Origin of the sequence: Nocardia sp. NPDC058633, from assembly GCF_042717045.1 — a bacterium.
Classification (GTDB): domain Bacteria; phylum Actinomycetota; class Actinomycetes; order Mycobacteriales; family Mycobacteriaceae; genus Nocardia.
Genome location: NZ_JBHXRA010000007.1, coordinates 191,852 through 213,249 on the forward strand (window position 1 = coordinate 191,852; position 21,398 = coordinate 213,249).

Below are 21,398 nucleotides of genomic sequence, written 5' to 3' on the forward strand. Positions count from 1 at the left end.
CGCCCCCCCACCCCCCCCCCCCCCGCCCCCACTCAACCCCCACCCCCCCCCGGGCCCTCAGAGCTCACCGGCCGCCGGCGCCCGATCGTCCCCCCCCCCCCCGCCGCGAATCGCCGCTGCGCGACGGGACTCCTCGAGGTCGGGTCGTACGGGGCTGGGATGGCCGGCATCGAGACCCGGGGCGTGCTCGAGCGGTGGAAGGATGAGGGGATGAACAGCGACAGGCGGCGCGCGCGAGCCGAGATCGTGGATCCGGCGACGATCGCGCAGGTCGGCTCGGTGCCCGCGACTCTGCGTGGGGTCGGCGAGCAGGCACTGGTCGCCGTGCGGCGCTGGGCCGACCCACGCGAACGCGAGCTGCGCCGTCGGCGCCGGGCGCGCAGGCGGAGTTTCCAGCTGGGTACCGCTTCCGGCATCACCACGGTCGGCGCGGTCGGGCTGGCCGTGATCTCGGCGCCGGCTTGGGCGGTCGTGGTGATCGGCGGCGGTGCCGTCGCCTTTGTCACCGGTGCGGCCCTCAGCGCTCGTCGCTATCTGGAGCTGCGCGGTAAGCCCCTGCCCCAGGCCGCTTTCGTCGCCCGTAAATCACCCGGCCTCCGGTCGGCCGCGCGTGCCCCGATCCAGCGCTTGATCCGCGCCGAACGGGCGCTGTACGAGCTCGGCGCCCAGATCGGGCGCACCCGCCGTCTCCCCGACGACGAATTGCGCGACCTGCTCGAGACGGCTCGCTCCGGCGCGGCCGCCCTGCACGCGCTCGCCGCCGACGTCGTCGCCATGGAACAGGCCGCCGACACGGTCGGTCGCGCCAATCCCGACACCGTCGCCGCGCTGAAAGCCACCGTCGTCGGTGTGCTCACCCGCCTGGAAACCGGGGTGGTCGAATACGAACAACTGGTCGCCGCCGCGGCGCGCATCCTCGCCGTCCCCGAGGACACCGTGGTCGCCTATCAGTTCAACGGCATCGTCGCCGACCTGCGCGAAGCCGCCGACCGCCTCGACGGCTGGGCCCAGGCCCTCGCCGAGATGGCCGACCGGGGCCCCGACCTGTTCGCCGGTGGAACGGATTCCTCCCGCTGGGGCTCCTCGCCGTCGGGCTCCTGACCCGCCGGTCGGCACGCCGGTGCGACACCGGGCATGCCGATCGCAGCTCAGGCCGGGGTGACGGTCGCGCGGAGGGCGGCGAGTTCGGCGGAGCGGGGGTCGGTGACGGTGGACGACTCCGGGGCATCGAAGATGCGGACGTTCTTCTCCGCCGCGGTGAACGCTGCCCAGTCGGCGGTGCCGTCGGTGGCGAAACGGACCCAGGCGGCATGGATTTCGTCGGCCAGGGTCTGGGGCGGGGTGGGCCCGGTGAGGGAGTGGGCCTCGTCGATGGTGTCGAAGACGAACGGAACTTCCAGGACGTGACAGGCGCCCAGGCCGGGAATGGTTGTGGGCCAGGCGAATTCGTAGACATGGGTGGGGGCGGTGATGGCGTTGGCCTCGGCGAAGTCGTAGGTGCCCGCGCGGAAGGTCCTATCGGTGAGGATGGCGTTGAAGATCTCGGCGGGGGAGGCATCGGGACGCTCGGTCGAATAGGTCTGGGCGACAGCGAGATCGATGCCGTAGCGGGCGAGGACGAAGGGCAGGGTGTCGGCGGTGACGGCGGCGGCGAGGCCGGTCGGGACGGTGAAGAAGCGGAACTCGTCGGCGGTGGTACCCGCGATGAGGGGCACCGCGCGGTCCGGATGCGCGCGCAGCACCTCGGTGGGCGAGCCTTCGACGATGTCGTGGTCGACCACCGGGAACAGACTCATGATGCCGCCGCCCAACTGGATCACCGAGTGGCCCCACCGCTCGGGATCGGGGTCGGTCATCACAGCCAGTGCGACGGCATTCTGCGCGGTGCGCAACTCGTCGGGGCCCAGAGCGCCGAAGTCCGCCGCGGTAGCCGAGATTCCGAGCTCCGCGGCCAGTGCGGCAGACACCGTGCGCGCGTCCTCGGCATCGGCGGCGACGACACCGTTGCCGCTCTGCATGATCGCCCGGCGGAACAACCCGGCTGTCTGTGGCGCCGCGATCAACGCCGCCACACTCATCGCGCCCGCGGACTCACCGAAGATCGTCACATTGTCCGGGTCTCCGCCGAAGGCGGCGATGTTCTCGCGCACCCAGCCCAACGCGAAGATCTGGTCGTGCAGCCCGCGGTTCGACGGTGCGCCCTCGATCTCGGCGAATCCCGACACCCCGAGGCGGTAGTTGATCCCCACCATGACCACGCCGTCGCGCGCGAACGCGGTGCCGTCGTAGATCGTTCGTGCGTTGGACCCCCGGACGAACGCGCCACCGTGGATCCACACCAGCACCGGCAGGCCCGAAGCGCCGGGATCGGGCGTCCACACATTGGCGTTGAGGTACTCGTCGCCGGGGATGCCGTCGCTGCCGATCAGAGCGTGGATCGGTGCGGGATAGGGCGCCTGTGCGCAGGTGGCCCCCATCCGGGTCGCCTCGCGCACGCCGTCCCAGGCGGGGAAGGCTCGCGGCAGCTGGAAGCGTTTCGGCCCGACCGGCGCTGCCGCGTACGGCACTCCGAGGAAGCGGGTGACGCCCGCCTCGGTGTGGCCGCGGACCGCACCGCTCGTGATCGTGACGATGGGTTCCATGGAAGTCCTCCTACGCGGTGAGCCCCGATTATGGACGCTCGTGCGCGACCCCGCCGGTCGTTTGCTCAGGGAACGAGCGGACCGGCCAGCACGCGCGCGCCCGCGGCGCGGTCACCATCCCAGGTGAACTCCGCCTCGGCGCCGGATTTACGCGCCCACAGGGCCAGGAGCAGGTCCGACGCGGCGCCTGCGAGCTCAGCGACCGGCTCGTCGGGGCCGTAGGTCCAGGTGGTGTCGGTGTCGGTGGCACGCAGGCGCAACGCCACCTCCGGTTCGACCGCCAGGCCGCGGTGGATCATCCGGGGCGCGAAGAGTTCGAAAACCTCGTCGATGCCGTCCGCGGCGAGATCGGGGTCCAACGGCTCGGCCGTGCCGAGCGCGTTCTGTGCGTCCCACAGGTGCACGATCGTCTCGTGGGCGCGGCGGCGGCGCCAGAAGCCGACGGTGCGCGGCATGGTTCGGGTGAAGGTCCAGGCCTGCTGATCTTCGTCGGCGGACAGCGCGGTCACCACGGCGTCGGCGGTCGTTTCGTACCACTCCCGCAGGGATTCGGGGTCTTTCGGCCCGGGCTCGCCCTCGCCGTCGCCGCGCAGTTCCGTCACCGCGGTGACTACCCACAGATTGCCGCGCCCGACATGGTCGACGAGGTCGTAGAACGTCCAGTCGCCGCACGAGGGCACCGGCGCGTCGAGATCGGTGTCGGGAGTGAGGAGCTCACCGAAGGTGGTGAGCTTCGCACAGAGCAACGCCAGGAAATCCATGTCGATCACGGTAGCCGTGCCGGGTCCACGATCTCGGGGTGAACCCTGATCTTCACCCGGATATCGGTGCTGACCTGGTGATCTATCGGCTGCGAAGTGGGAGCATCGAAGGAGTCGGATCGCTGCACGGCGGTCGAAGAAGCTGGCGAGGAGTCACATTATGGTTCTGAAAGTTATCGGCATCGTCGTGGTCGCGGTGATCGCGTTCTGGATTCTCGGCGCACTGATCGAGGCGCTGATGCCCATCCTGGTGATCGCGGCGATCGGCACCGGCGTGTACCTGCTGTACAAGGCGATGTCGAGCAGCGACAAGACGCCGATCAGCTAGTCGTCGGCGGTTAGCATGGCGGTGTGGAACAGGTACCCGAGGACTGGCAGCGCGGTCTGGTGATCGTCGCCCATCCCGACGACATCGAATACGGCGCCGCGGCGGCGGTCGCGCGATGGACGGGGCAGGGCAAGGACATTCGCTATCTGCTCGTCACGCGCGGCGAGGCGGGGATCGCCGGGATGCCGCCCGCCCAGGCCGCGCCGTTGCGCGAGATCGAGGAGATCTCGGGCGCCCGCGAAGTCGGCGTGCACACCGTCGAATTCCTCGACCATCCCGACGGTCGCATCGAGGAAGGTCTCACCCTGCGCCGCGAACTGGCCGCCGCGCTGCGCAGACATCGCCCGGAGATGGTGGTGCTGTTCAACTTCGGCGATACCTGGGCCCCGGGGGTGGTCAACAGCGCCGATCACCGGGCCGTCGGCCGGTCGGCGATGGACGCCGTCTCCGACGCGGGCAACGAGTGGATCTTCCCCGAGATCGCTGATCTGCCACCCTGGTCGGCGCGCTGGGCGGCCGTCGTGGGCCCGGTCGTCACCCACGCTGTCGATGTGAGTGCTCATCTGGAGCAGGCCCGCGCGTCGCTGTCGGCGCACCGGCGCTATCTGCAGGTGCTGAGCCCGGTGCCGGTGCCGGAGCAGGTGCGCGACATCGTCACCTTCGCAACGGGTCCGAAAGAAGGGTTCCCCGCCGAACACGCCGTCGGCTTCGAACTGTTCACCTTCGCGGGCTGAGCGAGCGCCGCGATCTGGGGCCGACTGCCGTTTCGGGCCGGGTGGTGTCAGCGTCCGCGGGCGGCGACACGTTCGACCAGAGGTCGCCAGTCTGCCAGCGGCATCACTGGTAGGCCGACCACCTTGCCCGCGTCATCAGCCCTGCGCAGGGCCGAGGCCGCGGTGAAATCGGGGTCAGCGCGGAAGGACTCGGCCTCGGCGGGTGTCATCGGTCCGCCCTGCGCGAGCAGTGTGCGCCGGCTCGACGCCGACAGAGCATTCGCGTGTACCGAATCCGTGGCCACCAGAAATCGTTTCGCGGTCACGTGCAGTTCGATCAGGCGGGCTACCCGGGTGCCGAGCAGCCCACGCACCGCCTCCGCGCCGTGCGTGCCGTGTCCGGCGTCGTCGCCGGGGACCAGGACGTGCCCGATATCGTGCAGCAGGCCCGCCACCTGGAGTTCTTCGTCATCGGGGAAGTCGCGGAGCAACAACTGCGCGCACTGACGATCATGATCGAGGATGTCGACGGGGTCGCCGGTGCGGTCCGCGGTGTCCCAGGCGTCGGCGCACTGCTCGAGTAGCGCGAACAGGTCGTCGACGGTGTCGATACCGGGGTCCGGCATGTGCTCGCTCCTGTGGTTCGGCTCGACGTTGTGGTGCGCCGGTCGGAAAGGTAGCGCAGAAACCGTGGTTCGGCTCGTACGAGGTGGGCGCGGCCTGGGGGTATGGCAGGGTGGGCGGATGCGAATAGCAGTGGTGGCCGGGCCCGATCCAGGGCATGCGTTTCCCGCGATCGCGCTGTGTCTGCGATTGCTGGCCGCGGGGGACGAGCCCGTGTTGTTCACCGGGCCGAGATGGCTCGACAAGGCACGCTCCGCGGGGATCAGCGTGCGCAAGCTCAAGGGCCTCGCGCCGCGCCCCACCGACGACGACACCGACGCGGGCGCCCGGATCCACGAGCGCGCGGCCCATATCGCCACCGAGAACCTGCCCGAACTCAGCGCGATGCTGCCCGACCTGATCGTCTCCGACGTGCTCACCGCCGGTGGCGGCATGGCGGCCGAACGCATGGGGCTGCCGTGGGTGGAACTGTCCCCGCACCCGCTGTATCTGCCCTCGAGGGCCCTCCCACCGATCGGCAGCGGCCTCGCGCCGGGCGAAGGCGTGCGAGGCCGGATGCGCGACGGGGTGCTGCGCACGATGACCGCGCGCGCGGTCCGGCACGGCCACCGTCAGCGCTCCGCGGCCCGCCAGACCATCGGCCTGCCCGCCGAGGACCCCGGTCCCACCGCGCGCCTGATCGCCACGTTGCCCGCGCTGGAGATGGACCGCCCCGACTGGCCCGCCGACACCCACGTTGTCGGACCGCTGTTGTGGGAACCCACCGACGCCGTCCTTTCGCTGCCGCCCGGCGATGCCCCGCTGGTGATGGTGGCGCCGTCGACCGCGCACACCGGCGTCGCCGACATGGTCGATGTCGTCGTGTCCGGTTTGGCCGGACTCGGTGTGCGCGCGGCCATCTCGACCCTGGACACCCCGCCCGCGGAGCTGCCCGACTGGGTCACCGCCGGCCTCGGCCGCCAGGACGAGTTGCTCACCCATGCCGCGGTCGTCGTCGGCGGCGGCGGACACGGCCTGCTCGCGAAGTCGTTGGCCGCCGGTGTGCCGGTGGTCACCGTTCCCGGTGGCGGTGATCAGTGGGAGCTCGCCAATCGTGCGGTGCGACAAGGTAGTTCGGTGCTCGTGCGCCCACTCACTCCCGAGGCGGTCGGCGCTGCGGTGCGGCAGGTCCTCGACGATCCCGCCTACGCCGAAGCGGCCCGCCACGCCTGCGACGGCCTGGCGGAGGTCGAGGACCCGGTGCAGATCTGTCACGACGCCGCGAAGCGGTAGTTCGTCGTCGGCCGGGCCCGCCGCGCGTGTCTGGCCGTTGCGGGGACGGGCCGCTGGGTCATCGCCGGCAGTGGACACCGCGCAGGTGCGGGTTCGCCGAGGTGGGGGAGGTGGGCCGAGCGGGGCCCTGTCGGCGGTCGCCCGGCGCGAGTATCTTGGGCAACGTGCGATTGACCGAATTCCAGGAGCTGATGCACACCGAGTTCGGCGTGGCGCGCGCCGACGCCATGCTGACCGATCACGTGATACCCCGGTGGGGGCGCACGGGGGCGGTGGCGATCGACAGCGGCGTCGACCCACGCGACGTGTGGCGAGCGTTGTGTGCCGACTTCGACGTGCCGCCGAACCGGTGGTGATCGGGCGATGGCCGTGACAGCGCAGAACTCGGACACCCGCCCCTACCGGTTCGACGAGCGGCTGCGGATGATCCCGGTCGACGCCGAGACCCTCGCGGCCCGGGTCGCCCTCGCCGACCCCGACGATTTTCCCGGCCTGCGCAGGCTCGGCATCGCGTTGATGCTGCTCGGGCGCTACGAGGAGGCCCTCGATCGGCTCGACCAGGCCCTCGAACTGGCCGATACCGAGCAGCGCCGGATCACCGTCTGGATCAATCTGGCCGACGTCTACCGGTATCAGGGTGAACCGTCGCACGCCGAGATCCTGTACCGCCGTGCCCTGCACGCCAGCCGCGCGCGCTACCCCGACCTGGTCTCCTTCGCCGCCCACCACCTGGGCAAGTCGCTGGCCGAACAGCATCGACCGCGGCAGGCGCGTGAGCTGCTCGAGGAGGCCATGCGGCTGCGGGTGGTCGACGGCGACTCCGAACTCATCGAATCCACCCGCGCCGCCCTGGACCACCTCGACGAGCTGGCCCTTCCACTTCCGCCGGTGATCGAGACCCTACTCGGGCCGGTGCCCGCATGGTCGCAAGAGCACGAGGGGCGTGGCGGGAATCTGGTGCGGTCGGGCGGGTACTGGATCAAACGTGGCCCGCGGGCGGTGGCCGAGTACGAACGGCTGAGCTGGCTGCGCGACCACGGGATCGCGGTGCCGCAGGTGGCCGGGTTCGCCGAAGACGTCCTCGTCCTCGTCGATGCCGCGGTCGGTTCACTTGCCGCAGAAGCTGATTCGATCGACGCCGTCACAGTCGGCACGCGGATGGGTCAGACCCTGCGTTCGTTGCACGAGCTTCCGGTGGCGCAGTGCCCCTTCGACGGTGGCCTCGAGGTCACCCTGGCGCGGGCTCATCGCAACGTGGTCGAAGGCTTTGTCGACGCAGCGGATTTCGACGACGATCACCGGGACCTCTCGCCCGAGGCGATTCTCGCTCGACTCCGCCAACAGCGCCCGGCCACCGAAGACCTGGTCGTCACGCACGGCGACTTCACGCCGGGCAATGTGCTCGCCGACGGCCTGCTGATCGATGTCGCGGCACTGGGGCGCGGCGATCGTCATCGCGACCTGGCGTTGGCCGAGCGCGACCTGGCCGAGGACTTCGGCCCCGAGGCGGTCGCGGCCTTCTACGCCGCCTACGGTCCGACCCAACCCGATCGTGCCGCGCTGGACTACTACCGGCTGCTCGACGAACTGTTCTGAGGACCGCTTCTCAACTGGTCTTGGCGTAGTGGCGCGCGGCCTTGGTGCGGTTGCCGCAGGTCGCCATCGAATGCCAGCGGCGGGTGCCGTTCTTGGACGTGTCGTAAAAGAACAGGACGCAGTCGGGATGCGCGCACTGGCGGATCCGATGTGGCGCCTCGGCGATCAGGTGCAGCAGATTGTCGGCGGCGAGCCAGCCGGGTAACCATGCCGGGTCGTCGACCTCGGGGATGTCGCGCGGGCCCTCGTCGGTGAGTTCGCGGCGGATCCGCCCGTGATCGAGAACCCGGTTCAGCGCGGTGTGATCGGCGCGGGTGACGGCGTCGTGCACGGCATCGCGGGCGGTGTGCAGCGCGGTGAGGGCGTGGTCGTCGACCGGTACGCGATCGGCGAGTCCGATGAGCTCCAGCCACGTGCGCAGCCCGTCTGGATCGGTGAGCAGGTCGCCGGGTTCCGCGCCCGCCCACCGGGTGTTGAGCAGATCGAGAGCGGGGGGTTCGCCGGGGTGCGGACGGGGATCGCGCATGCCCGAGGTTAGCAACACGACCCTCCTAACTATCTAAAAGCATTTCAAGGGTTGACGAAGTGGGTGACCTCATTCTATGTTCTAACTGTTCAACATCCGATAGGCAGTTACAAATTCCAGGAGGAAACCATGACCACCGTCGCCGCACCCGTGCTCACCACCGGCCACATCGGACTCAACGTCGCCGATCTCGACCGGTCCGTCGACTTCTACCGCCGTGGCCTCGGCTTCGAACAGCTCGGCAGCGGCGCCGACGGGGAGCGGCGCTGGGCCTTCCTCGGCCGGGGCGGTGCGCTGGTGCTCACGCTGTGGCAGCAGAGCAGTGGCGAATTCTCCACCAGTACGCCGGGCCTGCATCACCTGTCGTTCCAGGTCGACGATGTCGACACGGTGCGCGTGGTCGAGTCGGCGCTGCGTGCGATCGATGCCGAGTTCTTCCACGACGGTGTGGTCGCCCACGGCGAGGGGGCGTCCTCCGGTGGCATCTTCTTCGCTGATCCCGACGGCATTCGGCTCGAGGTCTTCGCCCCGCTGAGCGCCGCCACCGCACCCGCACCGGCCGGACCTGCCCCGACCTGCGGATTCTTCTGACGCGCGAGCGCTGTCAGGTCATCGACTGGGAGGATGAGGATGTTTCACGCCGGAGAGTTGGCCGTGCAGCAGCGGATGGGGCAGGCCGAGACGGCCGCCCGGGTCGGCCGTTCGATCCGGACCGGGATTCCGGCGGTCGCCGCGTCCTTCCTGGCCGAGCAGTCGATGGTGGTGCTCGGCGCCGCCGATCCGGCGGGGCGTTTGTGGGCGAGTCCGCTCACCGGTCCCGCCGGGTTCGTGCACGCGGTCGACGACACGACCATCGACATCGACACGCTGCCCGCGACGGCTGATCCGCTGTCGGGGGCGCTGTCGGGTGACGTGGAGGTCGGGCTGATCGCCCTGCAGCCGCAGCGCCGCAGGCGGATGCGCGTCAACGGCACGGCGGCGGTGCGCGGCGGTGGGCTGCGGATCGTCACCGAACAGGTCTACGCGAATTGCCCGAAGTACATCTCACGCAGACAGATTCGCGAGGTGATCGCAACCGGGCCCTCCGGCCCGGAACGGCGTGGCAGTGTGCTGACCAGCGCCGCGATCGAGATGGTCGGTGCCGCCGATACGTTCTTCGTGGCCACCGCCGATGGCGACGGGCACGCCGACGCCTCGCACCGCGGCGGCAATCCGGGTTTCCTGCAGGTACTCTCACCGACTCGGCTGCGCTGGCCCGACTACCGCGGCAACTCGATGTTCATGACATTGGGCAACCTCGCGGTGCAACCGCGCTGCGGACTGCTCGTCGCCGATTGGTCGACCGGTGCGCTGCTGCAACTCACCGGCCGGGCCGAATTGGTCTGGGATGCGGCGGCATTCACCGCCGGCGCGCAATGCGCCGTCGACTTCATCGTCGAGGAGGTGATCGAACGCCCCGGTGCGCTCGCCGTGCGCTGGGGGCCGCCCGAACTCTCCCCGAACAACCCCTGATCACACCGAAAGCCATCCCCCATGCGACCACCGCTGCCACCCTTCGACCTCGACTCCGCGCGCGCGAAGGTGCTCGCCGCCGAAAATGCCTGGAACGCCAGGGATCCCGAGCGGGTCGCCGCCGCGTACACCGAGGATTCGGTATGGCGCAACCGCGACGAATTCTTCACCGGCCATGCCGCGATCGTCGACTTCCTGACGCGCAAGTGGTCGATCGAGAACGGTTACGCGCTGCGCAAGGATCTGTGGGCCTTCCACGACAACCGCATCGCCGTGCGTTTCCAGTACGAATGGCACGACGAGTCGGGGCAGTGGTGGCGCAGCTACGGCAACGAGCAGTGGGAGTTCGCGGCGGACGGGCGGATGGCGCGGCGCGAGGCCAGTATCAACGATGTGCGGATCGAACAAGCGCAGCGACGGATCTTCGGGCCACGCGCCGAGGGCGACGACTCGGTGCTGCCGCAGCACTGAGGCCGGTTTCGCTGGTGGATTGCCGGCCTGAACGGCTGCTTCGCGTGTCGGTGGGCGCGTCGCTTGACTCGAATGGGTGTTCGACTAACCTGGGCGCCAGAACTTGTCGGTGCCGGCCTCTACTGTGGGCGCCAACCAGAGAGACACTCACCTCGAGAAGGGGCACACATCATGGCACCGCAGGCCTACGATCGCGACAAAGCGCTGGAACTGGCACTGGCCCAGGTGGAGAAGAGCTTCGGCAAGGGCGCGGTCATGCGTCTCGGTGAGGAGACCCGCCAGCCGATCGCAGTCATCCCGACCGGCTCCATCGCGCTCGACGTCGCGCTCGGTATCGGCGGGTTGCCGCGCGGTCGCGTCGTGGAGATCTACGGCCCGGAATCCTCGGGTAAGACCACCGTCGCGCTGCATGCCGTCGCCAACGCCCAGGCCGCGGGCGGTGTCGCCGCCTTCATCGACGCCGAGCACGCCCTCGATCCCGACTACGCCCGCAAGCTGGGCGTCGACACCGACGCGCTGCTGGTCTCCCAGCCCGATACCGGTGAGCAGGCACTGGAGATCGCCGACATGCTGGTGCGCTCCGGCGCTATCGACATCCTCGTCATCGACTCCGTCGCAGCCCTGGTGCCGCGCGCGGAAATCGAAGGTGAGATGGGTGACAGCCACGTCGGTCTGCAGGCCCGTCTCATGAGCCAGGCGCTGCGCAAGATGACCGGTGCGCTCAGCAACTCCGGCACCACCGCGATCTTCATCAACCAGCTGCGCGAGAAGATCGGTGTCATGTTCGGCTCGCCGGAGACCACCACCGGTGGTAAGGCGCTGAAGTTCTACGCCTCCGTGCGCCTGGACGTGCGTCGCATCGAGACCCTCAAGGACGGCAGCGACGCGGTCGGCAACCGTACCCGCGTGAAGGTCGTCAAGAACAAGGTCGCCCCGCCGTTCAAGCAGGCGGAATTCGACATCCTCTACGGCCACGGCATTTCCAGGGAAGGCTCGCTCATCGACATGGGTGTCGAGCACGGCTTCGTCCGCAAGTCCGGCTCCTGGTACACCTACGAGGGCGACCAGCTGGGCCAGGGCAAGGAGAACGCCCGCAAGTTCCTGCTGGAGAACACCGACGTGTGCGACGAGATCGAGAAGAAGATCAAGGAGAAGCTGGGCATCGGCGCCGTACTGACCGCCGAGGCCGACGCGCCCGCCGACTTCTGAGCCGATGACCACGCCGAGCCCCGGCGGCCACCGCGATTCGGCCGACCCGGTCGAACAGATGCGCAGGCAGCTGGCTCGCCTCGGAATCGAGGTCGAGCCGGAGCCGGTGATGCCCGTGGCGGGTCGGGGCAGGGGAGCGGCCGATGAACTCGTCCGGTCGGCTCGTGACAAGCGAGCCGACCCGGACGCGGAGAGGATTCGGTCGGGTGCGGGCGATCCGCAGCGCGCGCACCCGACCGGATTCACCGATGGTGACAAACCACCGCATTTCGCTGCGCGGGTTGGCGATGATCATGAAGAGTGGGGGAGCGAGGGTCGGCGACGACCCCGCGGCGCACGACGCGAACGTAGGTCCGCGCGGCGCGACGAAGTCTCCCTGTCGACCGTCGTCGGTGGTGACGACGGACGGCAGGCGGATCCGGTGGCGGCCGGATCCCAGCCGGGAGAGCCCGACAGGCGGGCCGGCACACGCCGGCTCGCCGCGGGCGACCGTCCCGATGCGACGCTGGAACAGGCCAAGGACGTGTGCCTGCGCTTGCTGTCGGTGCGCGCTCGCAGCCGCGCCGAACTGGAGAAGCGCCTCGGCGAGAAGGGGTTCCGCCTCGAGGTGACAGCGGCCGCCCTCGAACGGTTCACCGAAGTGGGACTGATCAACGACGCCTCCTTCGCCGAACAGTGGGTGCACGAACGCCACACCTACTCCGGTCGGGGCAAGAAGGCTCTCCAGCGTGAGCTGCGGGAGAAGGGCGTCGCCCCCGGTGATGCCGAGCAGGCACTGTCGATGGTCACCGACGACGCCGAACATGCCCGTGCCGCCGACCTGGTCCGGCGCAAACTCCGCACCCTGCCCGCGGACACAGACCGCGACAGGGCAGTCCGCCGCCTCGTCGGCATGCTCGCCCGTCGCGGCTACGACCAATCCACCGCCTTCGCCGTCGTCACCGCCGAACTGGACGAGGCAGGCTTCGAGCGCATTCCCGTCGAGGTCAGGACGGTCCGCGCGAAGGCTTCGGCGGGGGAGCCCGAGGGCGGATCAGAAATCGCGGCGGGTGAAACCCCCGGCGAGGAATCGGACGCTTCTCCGGGCTATACCGCGCGCAGGCCGACGCCCGGCGACGAACAAGCCGCGATCGACCTGGTTCGCCGCAAACTCCGTTCCATGCCTGCCGATCTGGACCCAGCCAAAGCCACCCGCCGCCTGGTCGACATGCTCGCCCGTCGCGGCTACGGCTCGGCTACGGCCTTCGCGGTGGTGAAAGCCGAACTGGCGCAGGCGCGCAGATGAGCACTGCGGCAGCGGCGGCCACACCCGCCGGTCGACTTCGAGGCTCGGAAATTCCCACGGGGGTACTCGGCGGCGCGTAGGATGATCGCGCCGGTGAAACATGTTTTCGCGCAGGCTGATTCGTCGCGTCAGTGAAGCGCTGCGATGTGGGATCGCCGATGTTTCACCCTGATGTGGGTGGGAAAACCGGGGAGCAGGGCCGCAGGCGGCCGCCGAACGACGGGGAGGTTGACCCTGGACGCGTTGTGGTCGTTCGTAGTGAACCGGCGCGAACAGTTGCTGGTCGATTCCTATCTGCACGTGTCGGCGGTGGTGCAATCGCTGGTGCTCGCCACTCTGATCGCGGTGGCGCTGGGTGTGCTCGTGTATCGAAGTCCGCTCGGGTCCGCTGCCGCTACCGCGATGGCGGGGGCGATTCTGACGGTGCCCTCGTTCGCGTTGCTCGGGTTGCTGATTCCGTTCCTCGGGCTCGGTGTCGGGCCGACGATCGTGGCTCTGGTGCTCTACGCGCTGTTGCCGATCCTGCGCAATACGGTGCTCGGGTTGTCGTCGGTGGATCCAGCGGTCACCGATGCCGCACGCGGTGTCGGCATGAACCGGTTTCGCCTGCTGACCAAGATAGAACTGCCCCTTGCCTGGCCGTCGATTCTCACCGGCATGCGGGTCAGCACCCAGATGATCATGGGAATCCTGGCACTGGCGGCCTATGCGAAAGGGCCCGGCCTGGGCAACGTGATCTTCTCCGGCCTCTCACGCTTGGGTAGCCCGAATGCGGTGCCGCAGGCGCTCACCGGCACCGTCCTCATCGTCGTGCTCGCACTCGCTCTCGACGGCGTCCTGGTTCTGCTCGGACGGCTCACTATTCCGAGGGGAATCCGTGACTGACATCGAAACCACCAAGGCGGCAACCGCGTCCACGGTCTCCGGGGTCGAGATCGTCCTCGACCGGGTCACCAAGCGCTATCCCGAACAGCCCGAACCGGCGGTCGACGAGGTCTCCATGACCATCCCGGCCGGGGAGATCGTGGTGCTGGTCGGCCCGTCCGGCTGTGGCAAGACCACCACCATGCGGATGATCAATAGGCTGATCGAACCCACCTCGGGCACCGTCACCATCGGCGGGCGCGACGCGGGTGCGATCGACGCCGACGAATTGCGCCGCGGCATCGGTTATTCGATCCAGCAGGCCGGGCTGTTCCCGCACATGACCGTCGCCAAGAACATCGCCACGGTGCCCGGCCTGCTCGGCTGGGACCGCCGCCGTACCGCCGAGCGCACCGACGAGATGCTCACCCTCGTCGGCCTCGACCCCGACACCTATCGCCACCGCTACCCCCGCCAGCTCTCCGGTGGGCAGCAGCAGCGCGTGGGAGTTGCCAGGGCGCTGGCGGCCGACCCGCCGGTGCTACTGATGGACGAGCCGTTCGGGGCGGTCGACCCGATCACCCGTGGGCTCCTGCAGGACGAATTGCTGCGCCTGCAAAGCGAGCTCGGCAAGACCATCGTCTTCGTCACCCACGACTTCGGTGAGGCGGTGAAGCTGGGCGATCGCATCGCCGTGCTCGGCGACCGCTCCCGCATCCTGCAGTACGACACTCCCGCCGCAATCCTGGCGGCCCCGGCCGACGAGACGGTCGCCGGGTTCGTCGGCGCCACCGCCACCATCGACCGCCTCGGCCTCACGGTCCTGGCCGACATGGACTTGGACCAGGGCGTCACCGCCGCGATGGACTCCACCCCGGTCGCGGTGAGCACCGCGCTGCGCGAGACGGACCGAACCTGGGGCATCGTCCTCGACGAGCAGCGCCGCCCGCTGCGCCGAGTCACGGCAGCCGAACTCGCCCACGCGGATTCGCTGCGCGAGCTCGGCACCCCGATCGGTGTCACCCTGCCCGCCGACGCGACCCTGCAGGACGCACTCGCGGCGCTTCTCACCGAACGCACCGCCTCCGCCGTCGTTGTCGACAACACCGGCACCTACACCGGGACAGTCACCGTCGACACCCTGATCAGCCACCTCGCCGCGACCGAAACGGCAACAGCATGACAGCCGCGCCGCATCGCGCCACCCGCCGACCGACCGTCGTCCGGACAAGCCGGAATCCTCGGAGATTCGGGCTCGAGATCCCGGAGATCGTTTCGGGCTCCGCTCTTCGGGGTGCGGCGAGTGCGCGCATCGCCGTCGGCCCGCCATCCTGTGCAGCCACGTCCGCGCCCGCGGTGTCTCGATGCGGAGCAGCCCGAGTTCCCGAATCAGGCGACTACCAGGTGCGGGGGGCAGTGCTGTGACGAATACTGTGTCGGTTGCGCCCCGTTCGATCGTCGACGTCCCCGCGGCGTCCGCCGCCCCCGCCACGCAGCGCCGTGCCGAATTCCTGCGCCTGCTGGCCCAGCCCGTCATCGTGGTGATCCTCACCGCCGGTGTGCTCGTCTGGGCGTTCCGGCGCGACCTGACCGTCACTCAGCAAGCCAGCATCAGCGTGAGCAATATCGCCCAGGTGACCTGGCAGCACATCCTGATCACGGCGGCGGTGGTGCTCATCGTCGTGGTGCTGGCCGTACCGTTGGGGACATTGCTCACCAGGTCCCGATTCCGGCGCCTCGCACCACTGTTCGTCGGCATCGCCAATATCGGGGCGTCGGCGCCGGCGATCGGCCTGATCGTGCTGTGCTACCTGATCACCCGCACCACCGGGTTCTGGGTGGGTGTCGCGCCCATCGCGTTCTGCTCGCTGCTCCCGGTGCTGCGCAATACGATCCTGGGCTACCAACAGGTCGACCCCGCACTGATCGACGCGGGCAGGGGACAGGGCATGTCGGCGGGACTGGTGTTGCGCCGCATCGAATTTCCCCTCGCTGTGCCCTACATCCTGGCGGGCCTGCGGACCTCGCTGGTGTTGGCCGTCGGCACCGCCACCCTGTCGTTCATGGTGAGCGCGGGCGGACTCGGCATTCTCATCGACACCGGCTACAAACTGCGCGACACCGTGACATTGACGCTCGGCGCGGTACTCGCCGTCGCGCTGGCCCTGTTCGTCGACTGGCTCGGTGCGCTGGCCGAACAGTTCCTCGGGCCGAGGGGGTTGCGGTGAGGTTCACCCGATTGTTGCGCGGGCTCGCCCCGATCCTGATCGTGCTGGTGTTCGCGAGTTGCGGCCTGCAGTCGGGTGGCTCGGTGCCGCTGCCCGTGGGCCCGGGCAGCATCAGGCCCGTCCCCGAACTCGAAGGCGTCGCGGTGACGGTGGGCTCCAAGGACTTCACCGAGGCCAACATCCTGGGCTACATGATCGAATTCGCGCTGACCGCCGCGGGCGCGAACGTGCGCGACCTCACCAATATCCAAGGCTCCAACAGCCTGCGCGACGCGCAACTCAACGGCCAGATCGACATCGCCTACGACTACACCGGCACCGGCTGGATCAACTATCTCGGCAAGGAGAAGCCGATCCCGACCGAGGCGGCCCAGTTCGAGGCGGTCCGTGACGCCGATCTCGCCGAACACGACATGGTCTGGGCGGCGATGGCGCCGATGAACAACACCTACGCCCTCGTCACGAGCAAGGGCTACGCCGAGGAGACCGGGGTACGCACGCTGACGGACTACGCGAATCTCGTCGCGAAAGATCCCGGCGCCGCGACCACCTGCGTCGGCACCGAGTTCAACGTCCGCCCGGACGGCTATCCCGGCCTGGCAGGCGCCTACGGGATCGATCTCGGCAAGGCCCAACGCCAGATCGTCCAGGACGCGCTCGTCTACCAGGCCACCGCCGACGCCAACCAGTGTCGATTCGGCTCGGTCGCCGCCACCGACGGTCGCATCCCCGCACTCGAACTGGTGCTCCTCGAAGACGACAAGGCCTTCTTCCCGAAGTACAACGCCGCCTTGGTCATGCACCGCGACTTCGCCGACGCTCATCCCCAGGTCGCTGAGGTGATGTCCCCGATCTCGGCCCGCCTCACCAACGAGGTGATCACCGAGCTCAATCGCCAGGTCGACATCGACGGCCGCGAACCGGCCGACGTGGCTCGCGACTGGATGGTCACCGAGGGTCTGGTCACCGCAGGCTGAACCATTGCGGCGTTTGCTGAACTGTTACGACATCGCGCCCGAGATGTCCGAAACGCGGGGGTCGCTCACATCACCGCCTCAGCTTCCCGGGCCATGATGGACGGCGGTGAACAACACCGGAAACCGATACGCGGAGCGGCGTGGGGATCCGCTTCCAGACTGGGAGGCCGACGCATGACCATCGAATTCCGCAAGGTGACTGTTCTCGGGACGGGAGTGCTCGGATCCCAGATCGCCTTCCAGAGCGCGTTCCACGGGTTCGACGTCACCGCCTACGACATCGACGACGCGGCGCTCACCGCCGCGCGCACCCGGTTCGACGGACTCGCCACGGTGTACCAGCAGGACGTGGCGGGCGCCGACGCGAGCAACACCACAGCGACCGCGGCGGGCATCACCCTCACCGCCGACCTGGCCACCGCGGCCGCCGAGGCGGACCTGATCATCGAGGCGGTACCGGAGGTGCTCGACCTCAAGCGCGACCTGTACGGCAAGCTCGGTGCGCTCGCGCCCGAACGCACCGTGTTCGCGACGAACTCCTCGACGCTGCTGCCCAGCGATATCGTCGACTACACCGGCCGCCCCGATCGATTCCTGGCGCTGCACTTCGCCAACCACGTCTGGAAGTTCAACACCGCCGAGGTGATGGGCACCGAGCGGACCGACCCGGCGGTGTTCGCCGCGGTGGTCGAGTTCGCGAAGGCCATCGGCATGGTGCCGATCGAGTTGCACAAGGAGAAGGCGGGTTATGTCCTCAACTCGCTGCTGGTGCCGTTCCTCAATTCCGGCATCGAGCTCGCCGCGGGCGGATACGCCGAACCGGCCGCTGTCGACGAAACCTGGCGCATCGCCACCGGCGCGCCCATGGGCCCGTTCCAGATCCTCGACATCGTCGGCCTGACCACTCCGTACAACATCCTGAACAACGGCAGCGACGCCCACAAGAAGCTCGCGTCGTGGCTGAAGGAGAACTACATCGACAAGGGCAAGCTCGGCGTCGCCACCGGCGAGGGCTTCTACAGCTACCCCGCGTAGTCCAGCTCGACCCCGTACCGACAGCGGTGGGGCGCGATCCGATCGGATCGGGCCCCACCGCCGGTCTCGGTCTACTTCTTGCGGATGTCGACGCCGGGCGCGGCGTCGGTGAGGATCGAGTCGGCGGCCAGCACAGCGCCACCGCCGCCCTTCTTCCGCGCCCGCAAACGCTTCTCCAGGGTGGTGGCCAGGAAGCTCAGCGCCATGTTGAGCGAGATCATGAGCACCGCGACGACCATCAGTGCGGGGATCGGGTTCGAGAACGACGCGCCGATCTGCGCACCGGACCGCACCAGCTCCACATAGGTGATCTGATAACCCAGCGCCGTGTCCTTGAGGACGACGACCATCTGCGACACCAGCGCGGGCAGCATCGCGGTGACGGCCTGCGGGAGCAGGATCAGCCGCATCACCTGGTTCTTGCGCAGACCCAGCGCCACCGCGGCCTCGGTCTGGCCCTTGGGCAGCGACTTGATACCCGCCCGTACGATCTCGGCGATGACCGCCGAGTTGTAGATGATCAGTGCGATGACCACCGCGGCCAGCGCGAGCTGCTCGGACGGGAACAGGCTGTAGTCAGCGAACATCGCGAACAGGAAGATCATCAGGATCAGCACCGGGATCGCCCTGGCGAGCTCGACGACCGTGCCTGCCGCCCCGCGCACCCACGCGTGGTCCGACAGGCGCAGGATCCCGAAGATCATGCCGAAGATCACCGAGCCGATGATCGAGAGCACGGCCGCGGTGAGCGTGCCTTGCAGGCCCGGCAGGATATAGGTCTCCCACACCTGGGAGTCGAGGAACGGCTCCCACTTGGCCGCCGTGAACTGGCCCTTCTCTGCGAACGCGTCGTAGAGCCACCAGCCGCCGCCGACTAGCGCCACGACGACCAAGACCGAGTACAGGTTGTGACGCAGCCGCGCGCGGGGCCCGGGAGCGTCGAAGAGGACCGAAGCGCTGCTCATCGTGCTACCTCGTAATGCTTGGCCAGCCAGCCGAAGAACAAGCCGGTCGGCAGGGTGAGGATGACGAAGCCGAGCGCGAAGATCGCACCGATCGCGAGTAGCGCGGCCTCTCTGTCGATCATCTCGTTCATCAAGTACGCCGCTTCGACCACGCCGATGACCGAGGCGACCGTGGAGTTCTTGGTCAGCGCGATGAGCACGCTGCCCAGGGGCGCGATCACCGCGCGAAAGGCCTGGGGCAGCACGATCAGCCGGAGGTTCTGGGCGAATCCGAAGCCCAGTGAACGTCCTGCTTCGGACTGACCGAGCGCGACGGTGTTGATGCCCGAGCGCAGTGATTCGCACACGAAGGCCGCGGTGTAGACGCTGAGGCCGATAATGGCCCAGCGGTAGTTGATGACCTTGATGTCATCGCTGCCCAGCGTCCACCCGAGAGTGGTGTAGAGACCGATCGAGGTGAACACCAGGATCAGGGTGAGCGGGGTGTTGCGGAATATGGACACATACGCCGCGCCGACCCAGCGCGCGACCGGGATCGGCGACACGCGCATGCCGGCGACGACGGTACCGATGACGAGCGCACCGATCGCCGAGAAGAAGGTGAGTTTGATTGTTACCCAGAACGCATCGAGGATTCGGGATTGATACGTCGAGATCAGGTCGAACACGGACGCGCGTCCTCCGATCGGTGTAAAGGTCAGCGGGACAACACCGCATCGGTGACCCGGGAATCCCCGGGCCACCGAAGGTCAGTGGTTGATCAGTAGCGGTCGACGGTCGGCGGCGCCGGAACCGCGAAACCGGTACCCGCGAAGTTCTTCTCCTGGGCGGCCTTCCACGAACCGTCATCGATCATCGCCTGGATGGCGTCGTTGACCTTGGTGCGAAGCTCCGTATCGCCCTTCTTCAGGCCGATGCCGTACTTCTCGGTGGTGAAGGTCTTGTTCACCAGTTTGAAGGTGCCCGGCGACTGGGCGGCGTAACCGGCCAGGATCACGTTGTCGGTGGTGACGGCGTCGATCGCACCGCTACGCATCGCCTCGATGCACAGCGAATACGTGTCGTAGGTCTGCAGTTGCGCCTGGGTGTAGTTCTTCTCGATGTTCTGGGCGGGGGTGGAGCCCTTCACCGAGCAGACCTTCTTGCCCGCGAGGGAATCGGGGCCGGTGATGTCGGTGTTGGCCGCGGGAACCAGCAGGTCCTGGCCCGCGATGTAGTACGGGCCCGCGAAATCGACCTTCTCCTTGCGGGTGTCGGTGATCGAGTAGGTGGCCACGATGAAGTCGACCTGGCCGTTCTCGATCAACGTCTCGCGCTGCGCCGACGGCGCTTCCTTGAAGGTGACGTTCTCCGGCTGCACGCCGAGCTTGTCGGCGACGTAGTTGGCCACGTCGACATCGAGGCCGCTGTAGGTGCCGTCGGTGTTGCGCAGACCCAGACCCGGCTGGTCGAACTTGATGCCGATGGTCAGCTTGCCGTCCTTGGCATTGTCCAGGGCCGACTGGTCGCTACCGCCGCCACAGGCCGCGGTGACGGTGGCTGCCATTACCAGTGCCGCTGCGCCGATTCCGACGCGCATCGCACGATTGATCCTCATGGTTTTCCTTCTCCTTGGTGACAAATGGTGCTGCGAGTCAGTGACTGAGAATTTTGCCGAGGAAGTCCCTGGCGCGTTCGGATTTCGGTGCGGTGAAGAACGTTTCGGGCGCGGCGTCCTCGACGATCTCACCGTCGGCCATGAACAACACGCGATCGCCCGCCCGCCGCGCGAAGCCCATCTCGTGGGTGACCACGAGCATGGTCATGCCCTCTTTGGCCAGTGCCACCATCACGTCGAGCACCTCGTTGACCATCTCCGGGTCCAGCGCCGAGGTCGGCTCGTCGAACAGCATCACCTTGGGGTCCATCGCCAGCGAGCGGGCGATCGCCACCCGCTGCTGCTGACCGCCCGAGAGTTGGGCCGGGTATTTGTCGGCCTGGTTGGCGATGCCGACGCGCTCGAGCAAGGCCATCGCGTGCTTGCGTGCCTCGTCCTTCTTCTTCCCGCGCACCTTCGTCGGCGCCAGCATGACGTTTTCGAGGATGGTCTTGTGCGCGAACAGGTTGAACGACTGGAAGACCATGCCCACCTCGGCGCGCAGCGCGGCGAGCGCTTTGCCCTCGTCGGGCAGCGCGACGCCGTCGATGGCGATGTCACCGGAGTCGATCGGTTCGAGGCGATTGATGGTGCGGCACAGGGTCGATTTCCCCGAACCCGACGGGCCCAGGACGATCACGACCTGCCCACGGGGGACTTCGAGGTGGATATCGCGCAGGACATGGAGCTCACCGAAGTGTTTGTCCACGTTGCGCATCGAGATCATCGGCGGAGCAGCGGTGGTGGCTGCGGC

23 protein-coding genes and 2 pseudogenes are annotated in these 21,398 nt (G+C 68.4%); 17 read left to right on the forward strand and 8 right to left on the reverse strand.

Annotated features, from left to right (window positions below; all coding sequences use genetic code 11):
• Nucleotides 1-210 precede the first annotated feature (210 nt).
• Entirely contained in the window at nt 211-1,101 is an 891-nt protein-coding gene (locus tag ACFWUR_RS11330; RefSeq protein ID WP_378905508.1) for a hypothetical protein, read from the forward strand.
• 47 nt (nt 1,102-1,148) lie between these two features.
• On the opposite strand, the gene ACFWUR_RS11335 is transcribed toward ACFWUR_RS11330, so the two are convergent.
• Both ACFWUR_RS11335 and ACFWUR_RS11340 read right to left on the reverse strand, forming a co-directional pair.
• A complete protein-coding gene (locus ACFWUR_RS11335) occupies nt 1,149-2,642 on the reverse strand; it encodes a carboxylesterase/lipase family protein (RefSeq protein ID WP_378905511.1) in 1,494 nt (497 codons plus the stop codon).
• A gap of 65 nt (nt 2,643-2,707) precedes the next feature.
• Nucleotides 2,708-3,403 carry a maleylpyruvate isomerase family mycothiol-dependent enzyme gene (locus ACFWUR_RS11340; RefSeq protein WP_378905514.1) on the reverse strand — a complete coding sequence of 232 codons (696 nt, stop codon included), beginning with the start codon at nt 3,401-3,403 and terminating at the stop codon, nt 2,708-2,710.
• A 160-nt stretch (nt 3,404-3,563) separates the two neighbouring features.
• Here ACFWUR_RS11340 and ACFWUR_RS11345 point away from each other — a divergent pair, with 160 nt between their 5' ends.
• Both ACFWUR_RS11345 and ACFWUR_RS11350 read left to right on the forward strand, forming a co-directional pair.
• Nucleotides 3,564-3,731: a hypothetical protein gene (locus ACFWUR_RS11345; protein ID WP_378905516.1), complete on the forward strand. Its 168-nt coding sequence runs from the start codon at nt 3,564-3,566 to the stop codon at nt 3,729-3,731.
• Between the two features lie 23 nt (nt 3,732-3,754).
• A complete protein-coding gene (locus ACFWUR_RS11350; protein WP_378905519.1) occupies nt 3,755-4,465 on the forward strand; it encodes a PIG-L deacetylase family protein in 711 nt (236 codons plus the stop codon).
• Nucleotides 4,466-4,512: 47 nt separating this feature from the next.
• On the opposite strand, the gene ACFWUR_RS11355 is transcribed toward ACFWUR_RS11350, so the two are convergent.
• A complete protein-coding gene (locus ACFWUR_RS11355) occupies nt 4,513-5,070 on the reverse strand; it encodes an HD domain-containing protein (protein ID WP_378905522.1) in 558 nt (185 codons plus the stop codon).
• A gap of 118 nt (nt 5,071-5,188) precedes the next feature.
• On the opposite strand from ACFWUR_RS11355, the gene ACFWUR_RS11360 reads away from it, so the two are divergent.
• The 3 genes from ACFWUR_RS11360 (at nt 5,189) to ACFWUR_RS11370 (ending at nt 7,936) form a co-directional block, all read left to right on the forward strand.
• Nucleotides 5,189-6,340: a glycosyltransferase gene (locus ACFWUR_RS11360; protein ID WP_378905525.1), complete on the forward strand. Its 1,152-nt coding sequence runs from the start codon at nt 5,189-5,191 to the stop codon at nt 6,338-6,340.
• A gap of 164 nt (nt 6,341-6,504) precedes the next feature.
• Nucleotides 6,505-6,696 (forward strand): DUF3046 domain-containing protein, encoded by a 192-nt coding sequence (locus tag ACFWUR_RS11365; RefSeq protein ID WP_378905528.1) that lies wholly within the window; start codon nt 6,505-6,507, stop codon nt 6,694-6,696.
• 7 nt (nt 6,697-6,703) lie between these two features.
• Nucleotides 6,704-7,936 (forward strand): phosphotransferase, encoded by a 1,233-nt coding sequence (locus ACFWUR_RS11370; RefSeq protein ID WP_378905531.1) that lies wholly within the window; start codon nt 6,704-6,706, stop codon nt 7,934-7,936.
• A 10-nt stretch (nt 7,937-7,946) separates the two neighbouring features.
• On the opposite strand, the gene ACFWUR_RS11375 is transcribed toward ACFWUR_RS11370, so the two are convergent.
• On the reverse strand, nt 7,947-8,462 hold the full coding sequence (locus tag ACFWUR_RS11375; RefSeq protein ID WP_378905534.1) for a CGNR zinc finger domain-containing protein: 516 nt from the start codon (nt 8,460-8,462) through the stop codon (nt 7,947-7,949).
• Nucleotides 8,463-8,591: 129 nt separating this feature from the next.
• Here ACFWUR_RS11375 and ACFWUR_RS11380 point away from each other — a divergent pair, with 129 nt between their 5' ends.
• From ACFWUR_RS11380 to ACFWUR_RS11430, 11 genes and pseudogenes are all read left to right on the forward strand, one after another.
• Nucleotides 8,592-9,053 (forward strand): VOC family protein, encoded by a 462-nt coding sequence (locus tag ACFWUR_RS11380; RefSeq protein ID WP_378905537.1) that lies wholly within the window; start codon nt 8,592-8,594, stop codon nt 9,051-9,053.
• A gap of 33 nt (nt 9,054-9,086) precedes the next feature.
• On the forward strand, nt 9,087-9,974 hold the full coding sequence (locus ACFWUR_RS11385; RefSeq protein ID WP_378905540.1) for a pyridoxamine 5'-phosphate oxidase family protein: 888 nt from the start codon (nt 9,087-9,089) through the stop codon (nt 9,972-9,974).
• Nucleotides 9,975-9,995: 21 nt separating this feature from the next.
• Nucleotides 9,996-10,445: a nuclear transport factor 2 family protein gene (locus ACFWUR_RS11390; protein ID WP_378905543.1), complete on the forward strand. Its 450-nt coding sequence runs from the start codon at nt 9,996-9,998 to the stop codon at nt 10,443-10,445.
• Nucleotides 10,446-10,616: 171 nt separating this feature from the next.
• The gene (gene recA / locus ACFWUR_RS11395; protein ID WP_378905546.1) at nt 10,617-11,654 is read left to right on the forward strand and encodes a recombinase RecA; all 1,038 of its coding nucleotides are present in this window, start codon (nt 10,617-10,619) and stop codon (nt 11,652-11,654) included.
• Nucleotides 11,655-12,159: 505 nt separating this feature from the next.
• Nucleotides 12,160-12,606: pseudogene (locus tag ACFWUR_RS11400) on the forward strand (regulatory protein RecX); the annotation flags it as partial.
• 174 nt (nt 12,607-12,780) lie between these two features.
• Nucleotides 12,781-12,939 (forward strand): annotated as a pseudogene (locus ACFWUR_RS11405) (recombination regulator RecX); the annotation flags it as partial.
• 234 nt (nt 12,940-13,173) lie between these two features.
• The gene (locus ACFWUR_RS11410) at nt 13,174-13,824 is read left to right on the forward strand and encodes an ABC transporter permease (RefSeq protein ID WP_378905801.1); all 651 of its coding nucleotides are present in this window, start codon (nt 13,174-13,176) and stop codon (nt 13,822-13,824) included.
• Nucleotides 13,817-14,986 (forward strand): ATP-binding cassette domain-containing protein, encoded by a 1,170-nt coding sequence (locus tag ACFWUR_RS11415; protein WP_378905549.1) that lies wholly within the window; start codon nt 13,817-13,819, stop codon nt 14,984-14,986. Before ACFWUR_RS11410 ends, ACFWUR_RS11415 begins: the two co-directional genes overlap by 8 nt.
• 271 nt (nt 14,987-15,257) lie before the next feature.
• Complete coding sequence (locus ACFWUR_RS11420; RefSeq protein ID WP_378905803.1) at nt 15,258-16,031, forward strand: ABC transporter permease; 774 nt, start codon at nt 15,258-15,260, stop codon at nt 16,029-16,031.
• Nucleotides 16,028-17,008, forward strand: a complete 981-nt coding sequence (locus tag ACFWUR_RS11425) for a glycine betaine ABC transporter substrate-binding protein (protein ID WP_378905552.1) — start codon at nt 16,028-16,030, stop codon at nt 17,006-17,008. Before ACFWUR_RS11420 ends, ACFWUR_RS11425 begins: the two co-directional genes overlap by 4 nt.
• Before the next feature lie 174 nt (nt 17,009-17,182).
• Nucleotides 17,183-18,043 carry a 3-hydroxyacyl-CoA dehydrogenase gene (locus ACFWUR_RS11430; protein WP_378905555.1) on the forward strand — a complete coding sequence of 287 codons (861 nt, stop codon included), beginning with the start codon at nt 17,183-17,185 and terminating at the stop codon, nt 18,041-18,043.
• A 71-nt stretch (nt 18,044-18,114) separates the two neighbouring features.
• On the opposite strand, the gene ACFWUR_RS11435 is transcribed toward ACFWUR_RS11430, so the two are convergent.
• The 4 genes from ACFWUR_RS11435 to ACFWUR_RS11450 all read right to left on the reverse strand — a co-directional run bounded on the left by ACFWUR_RS11435 (nt 18,115) and on the right by ACFWUR_RS11450 (nt 21,371).
• Nucleotides 18,115-19,008 carry an amino acid ABC transporter permease gene (locus ACFWUR_RS11435; RefSeq protein ID WP_378905558.1) on the reverse strand — a complete coding sequence of 298 codons (894 nt, stop codon included), beginning with the start codon at nt 19,006-19,008 and terminating at the stop codon, nt 18,115-18,117.
• The gene (locus ACFWUR_RS11440) at nt 19,005-19,676 is read right to left on the reverse strand and encodes an amino acid ABC transporter permease (protein ID WP_378905561.1); all 672 of its coding nucleotides are present in this window, start codon (nt 19,674-19,676) and stop codon (nt 19,005-19,007) included. The genes ACFWUR_RS11435 and ACFWUR_RS11440 overlap by 4 nt, the downstream gene beginning before the upstream one ends.
• Nucleotides 19,677-19,768: 92 nt before the next feature.
• Nucleotides 19,769-20,605 (reverse strand): glutamate ABC transporter substrate-binding protein, encoded by an 837-nt coding sequence (locus ACFWUR_RS11445; RefSeq protein WP_378905564.1) that lies wholly within the window; start codon nt 20,603-20,605, stop codon nt 19,769-19,771.
• A gap of 37 nt (nt 20,606-20,642) precedes the next feature.
• Nucleotides 20,643-21,371: an amino acid ABC transporter ATP-binding protein gene (locus tag ACFWUR_RS11450; RefSeq protein WP_378905805.1), complete on the reverse strand. Its 729-nt coding sequence runs from the start codon at nt 21,369-21,371 to the stop codon at nt 20,643-20,645.
• Between the last annotated feature and the right edge of the window lie 27 nt (nt 21,372-21,398).

Excerpts from the sequence above, each read along its gene's own strand:
- ACFWUR_RS11340 (WP_378905514.1), bottom strand. The coding sequence starts at position 3,403 with ATGGATTTCCTGGCGTTGCTCTGTGCGAAGCTCACCACCTTCGGTGAG.
- ACFWUR_RS11355 (WP_378905522.1), bottom strand. The coding sequence starts at position 5,070 with ATGCCGGACCCCGGTATCGACACCGTCGACGACCTGTTCGCGCTACTC.
- ACFWUR_RS11360 (WP_378905525.1), top strand. The coding sequence starts at position 5,189 with ATGCGAATAGCAGTGGTGGCCGGGCCCGATCCAGGGCATGCGTTTCCC.
- recA (WP_378905546.1), top strand. The coding sequence starts at position 10,617 with ATGGCACCGCAGGCCTACGATCGCGACAAAGCGCTGGAACTGGCACTG.
- ACFWUR_RS11335 (WP_378905511.1), bottom strand. The coding sequence starts at position 2,642 with ATGGAACCCATCGTCACGATCACGAGCGGTGCGGTCCGCGGCCACACC.
- ACFWUR_RS11375 (WP_378905534.1), bottom strand. The coding sequence starts at position 8,462 with ATGCGCGATCCCCGTCCGCACCCCGGCGAACCCCCCGCTCTCGATCTG.
- ACFWUR_RS11450 (WP_378905805.1), bottom strand. The coding sequence starts at position 21,371 with ATGATCTCGATGCGCAACGTGGACAAACACTTCGGTGAGCTCCATGTC.
- ACFWUR_RS11385 (WP_378905540.1), top strand. The coding sequence starts at position 9,087 with ATGAGGATGTTTCACGCCGGAGAGTTGGCCGTGCAGCAGCGGATGGGG.
- ACFWUR_RS11435 (WP_378905558.1), bottom strand. The coding sequence starts at position 19,008 with ATGAGCAGCGCTTCGGTCCTCTTCGACGCTCCCGGGCCCCGCGCGCGG.
- ACFWUR_RS11390 (WP_378905543.1), top strand. The coding sequence starts at position 9,996 with ATGCGACCACCGCTGCCACCCTTCGACCTCGACTCCGCGCGCGCGAAG.
- ACFWUR_RS11345 (WP_378905516.1), top strand. The coding sequence starts at position 3,564 with ATGGTTCTGAAAGTTATCGGCATCGTCGTGGTCGCGGTGATCGCGTTC.
- ACFWUR_RS11430 (WP_378905555.1), top strand. The coding sequence starts at position 17,183 with ATGACCATCGAATTCCGCAAGGTGACTGTTCTCGGGACGGGAGTGCTC.
- ACFWUR_RS11370 (WP_378905531.1), top strand. The coding sequence starts at position 6,704 with ATGGCCGTGACAGCGCAGAACTCGGACACCCGCCCCTACCGGTTCGAC.
- ACFWUR_RS11330 (WP_378905508.1), top strand. The coding sequence starts at position 211 with ATGAACAGCGACAGGCGGCGCGCGCGAGCCGAGATCGTGGATCCGGCG.
- ACFWUR_RS11445 (WP_378905564.1), bottom strand. The coding sequence starts at position 20,605 with ATGAGGATCAATCGTGCGATGCGCGTCGGAATCGGCGCAGCGGCACTG.
- ACFWUR_RS11380 (WP_378905537.1), top strand. The coding sequence starts at position 8,592 with ATGACCACCGTCGCCGCACCCGTGCTCACCACCGGCCACATCGGACTC.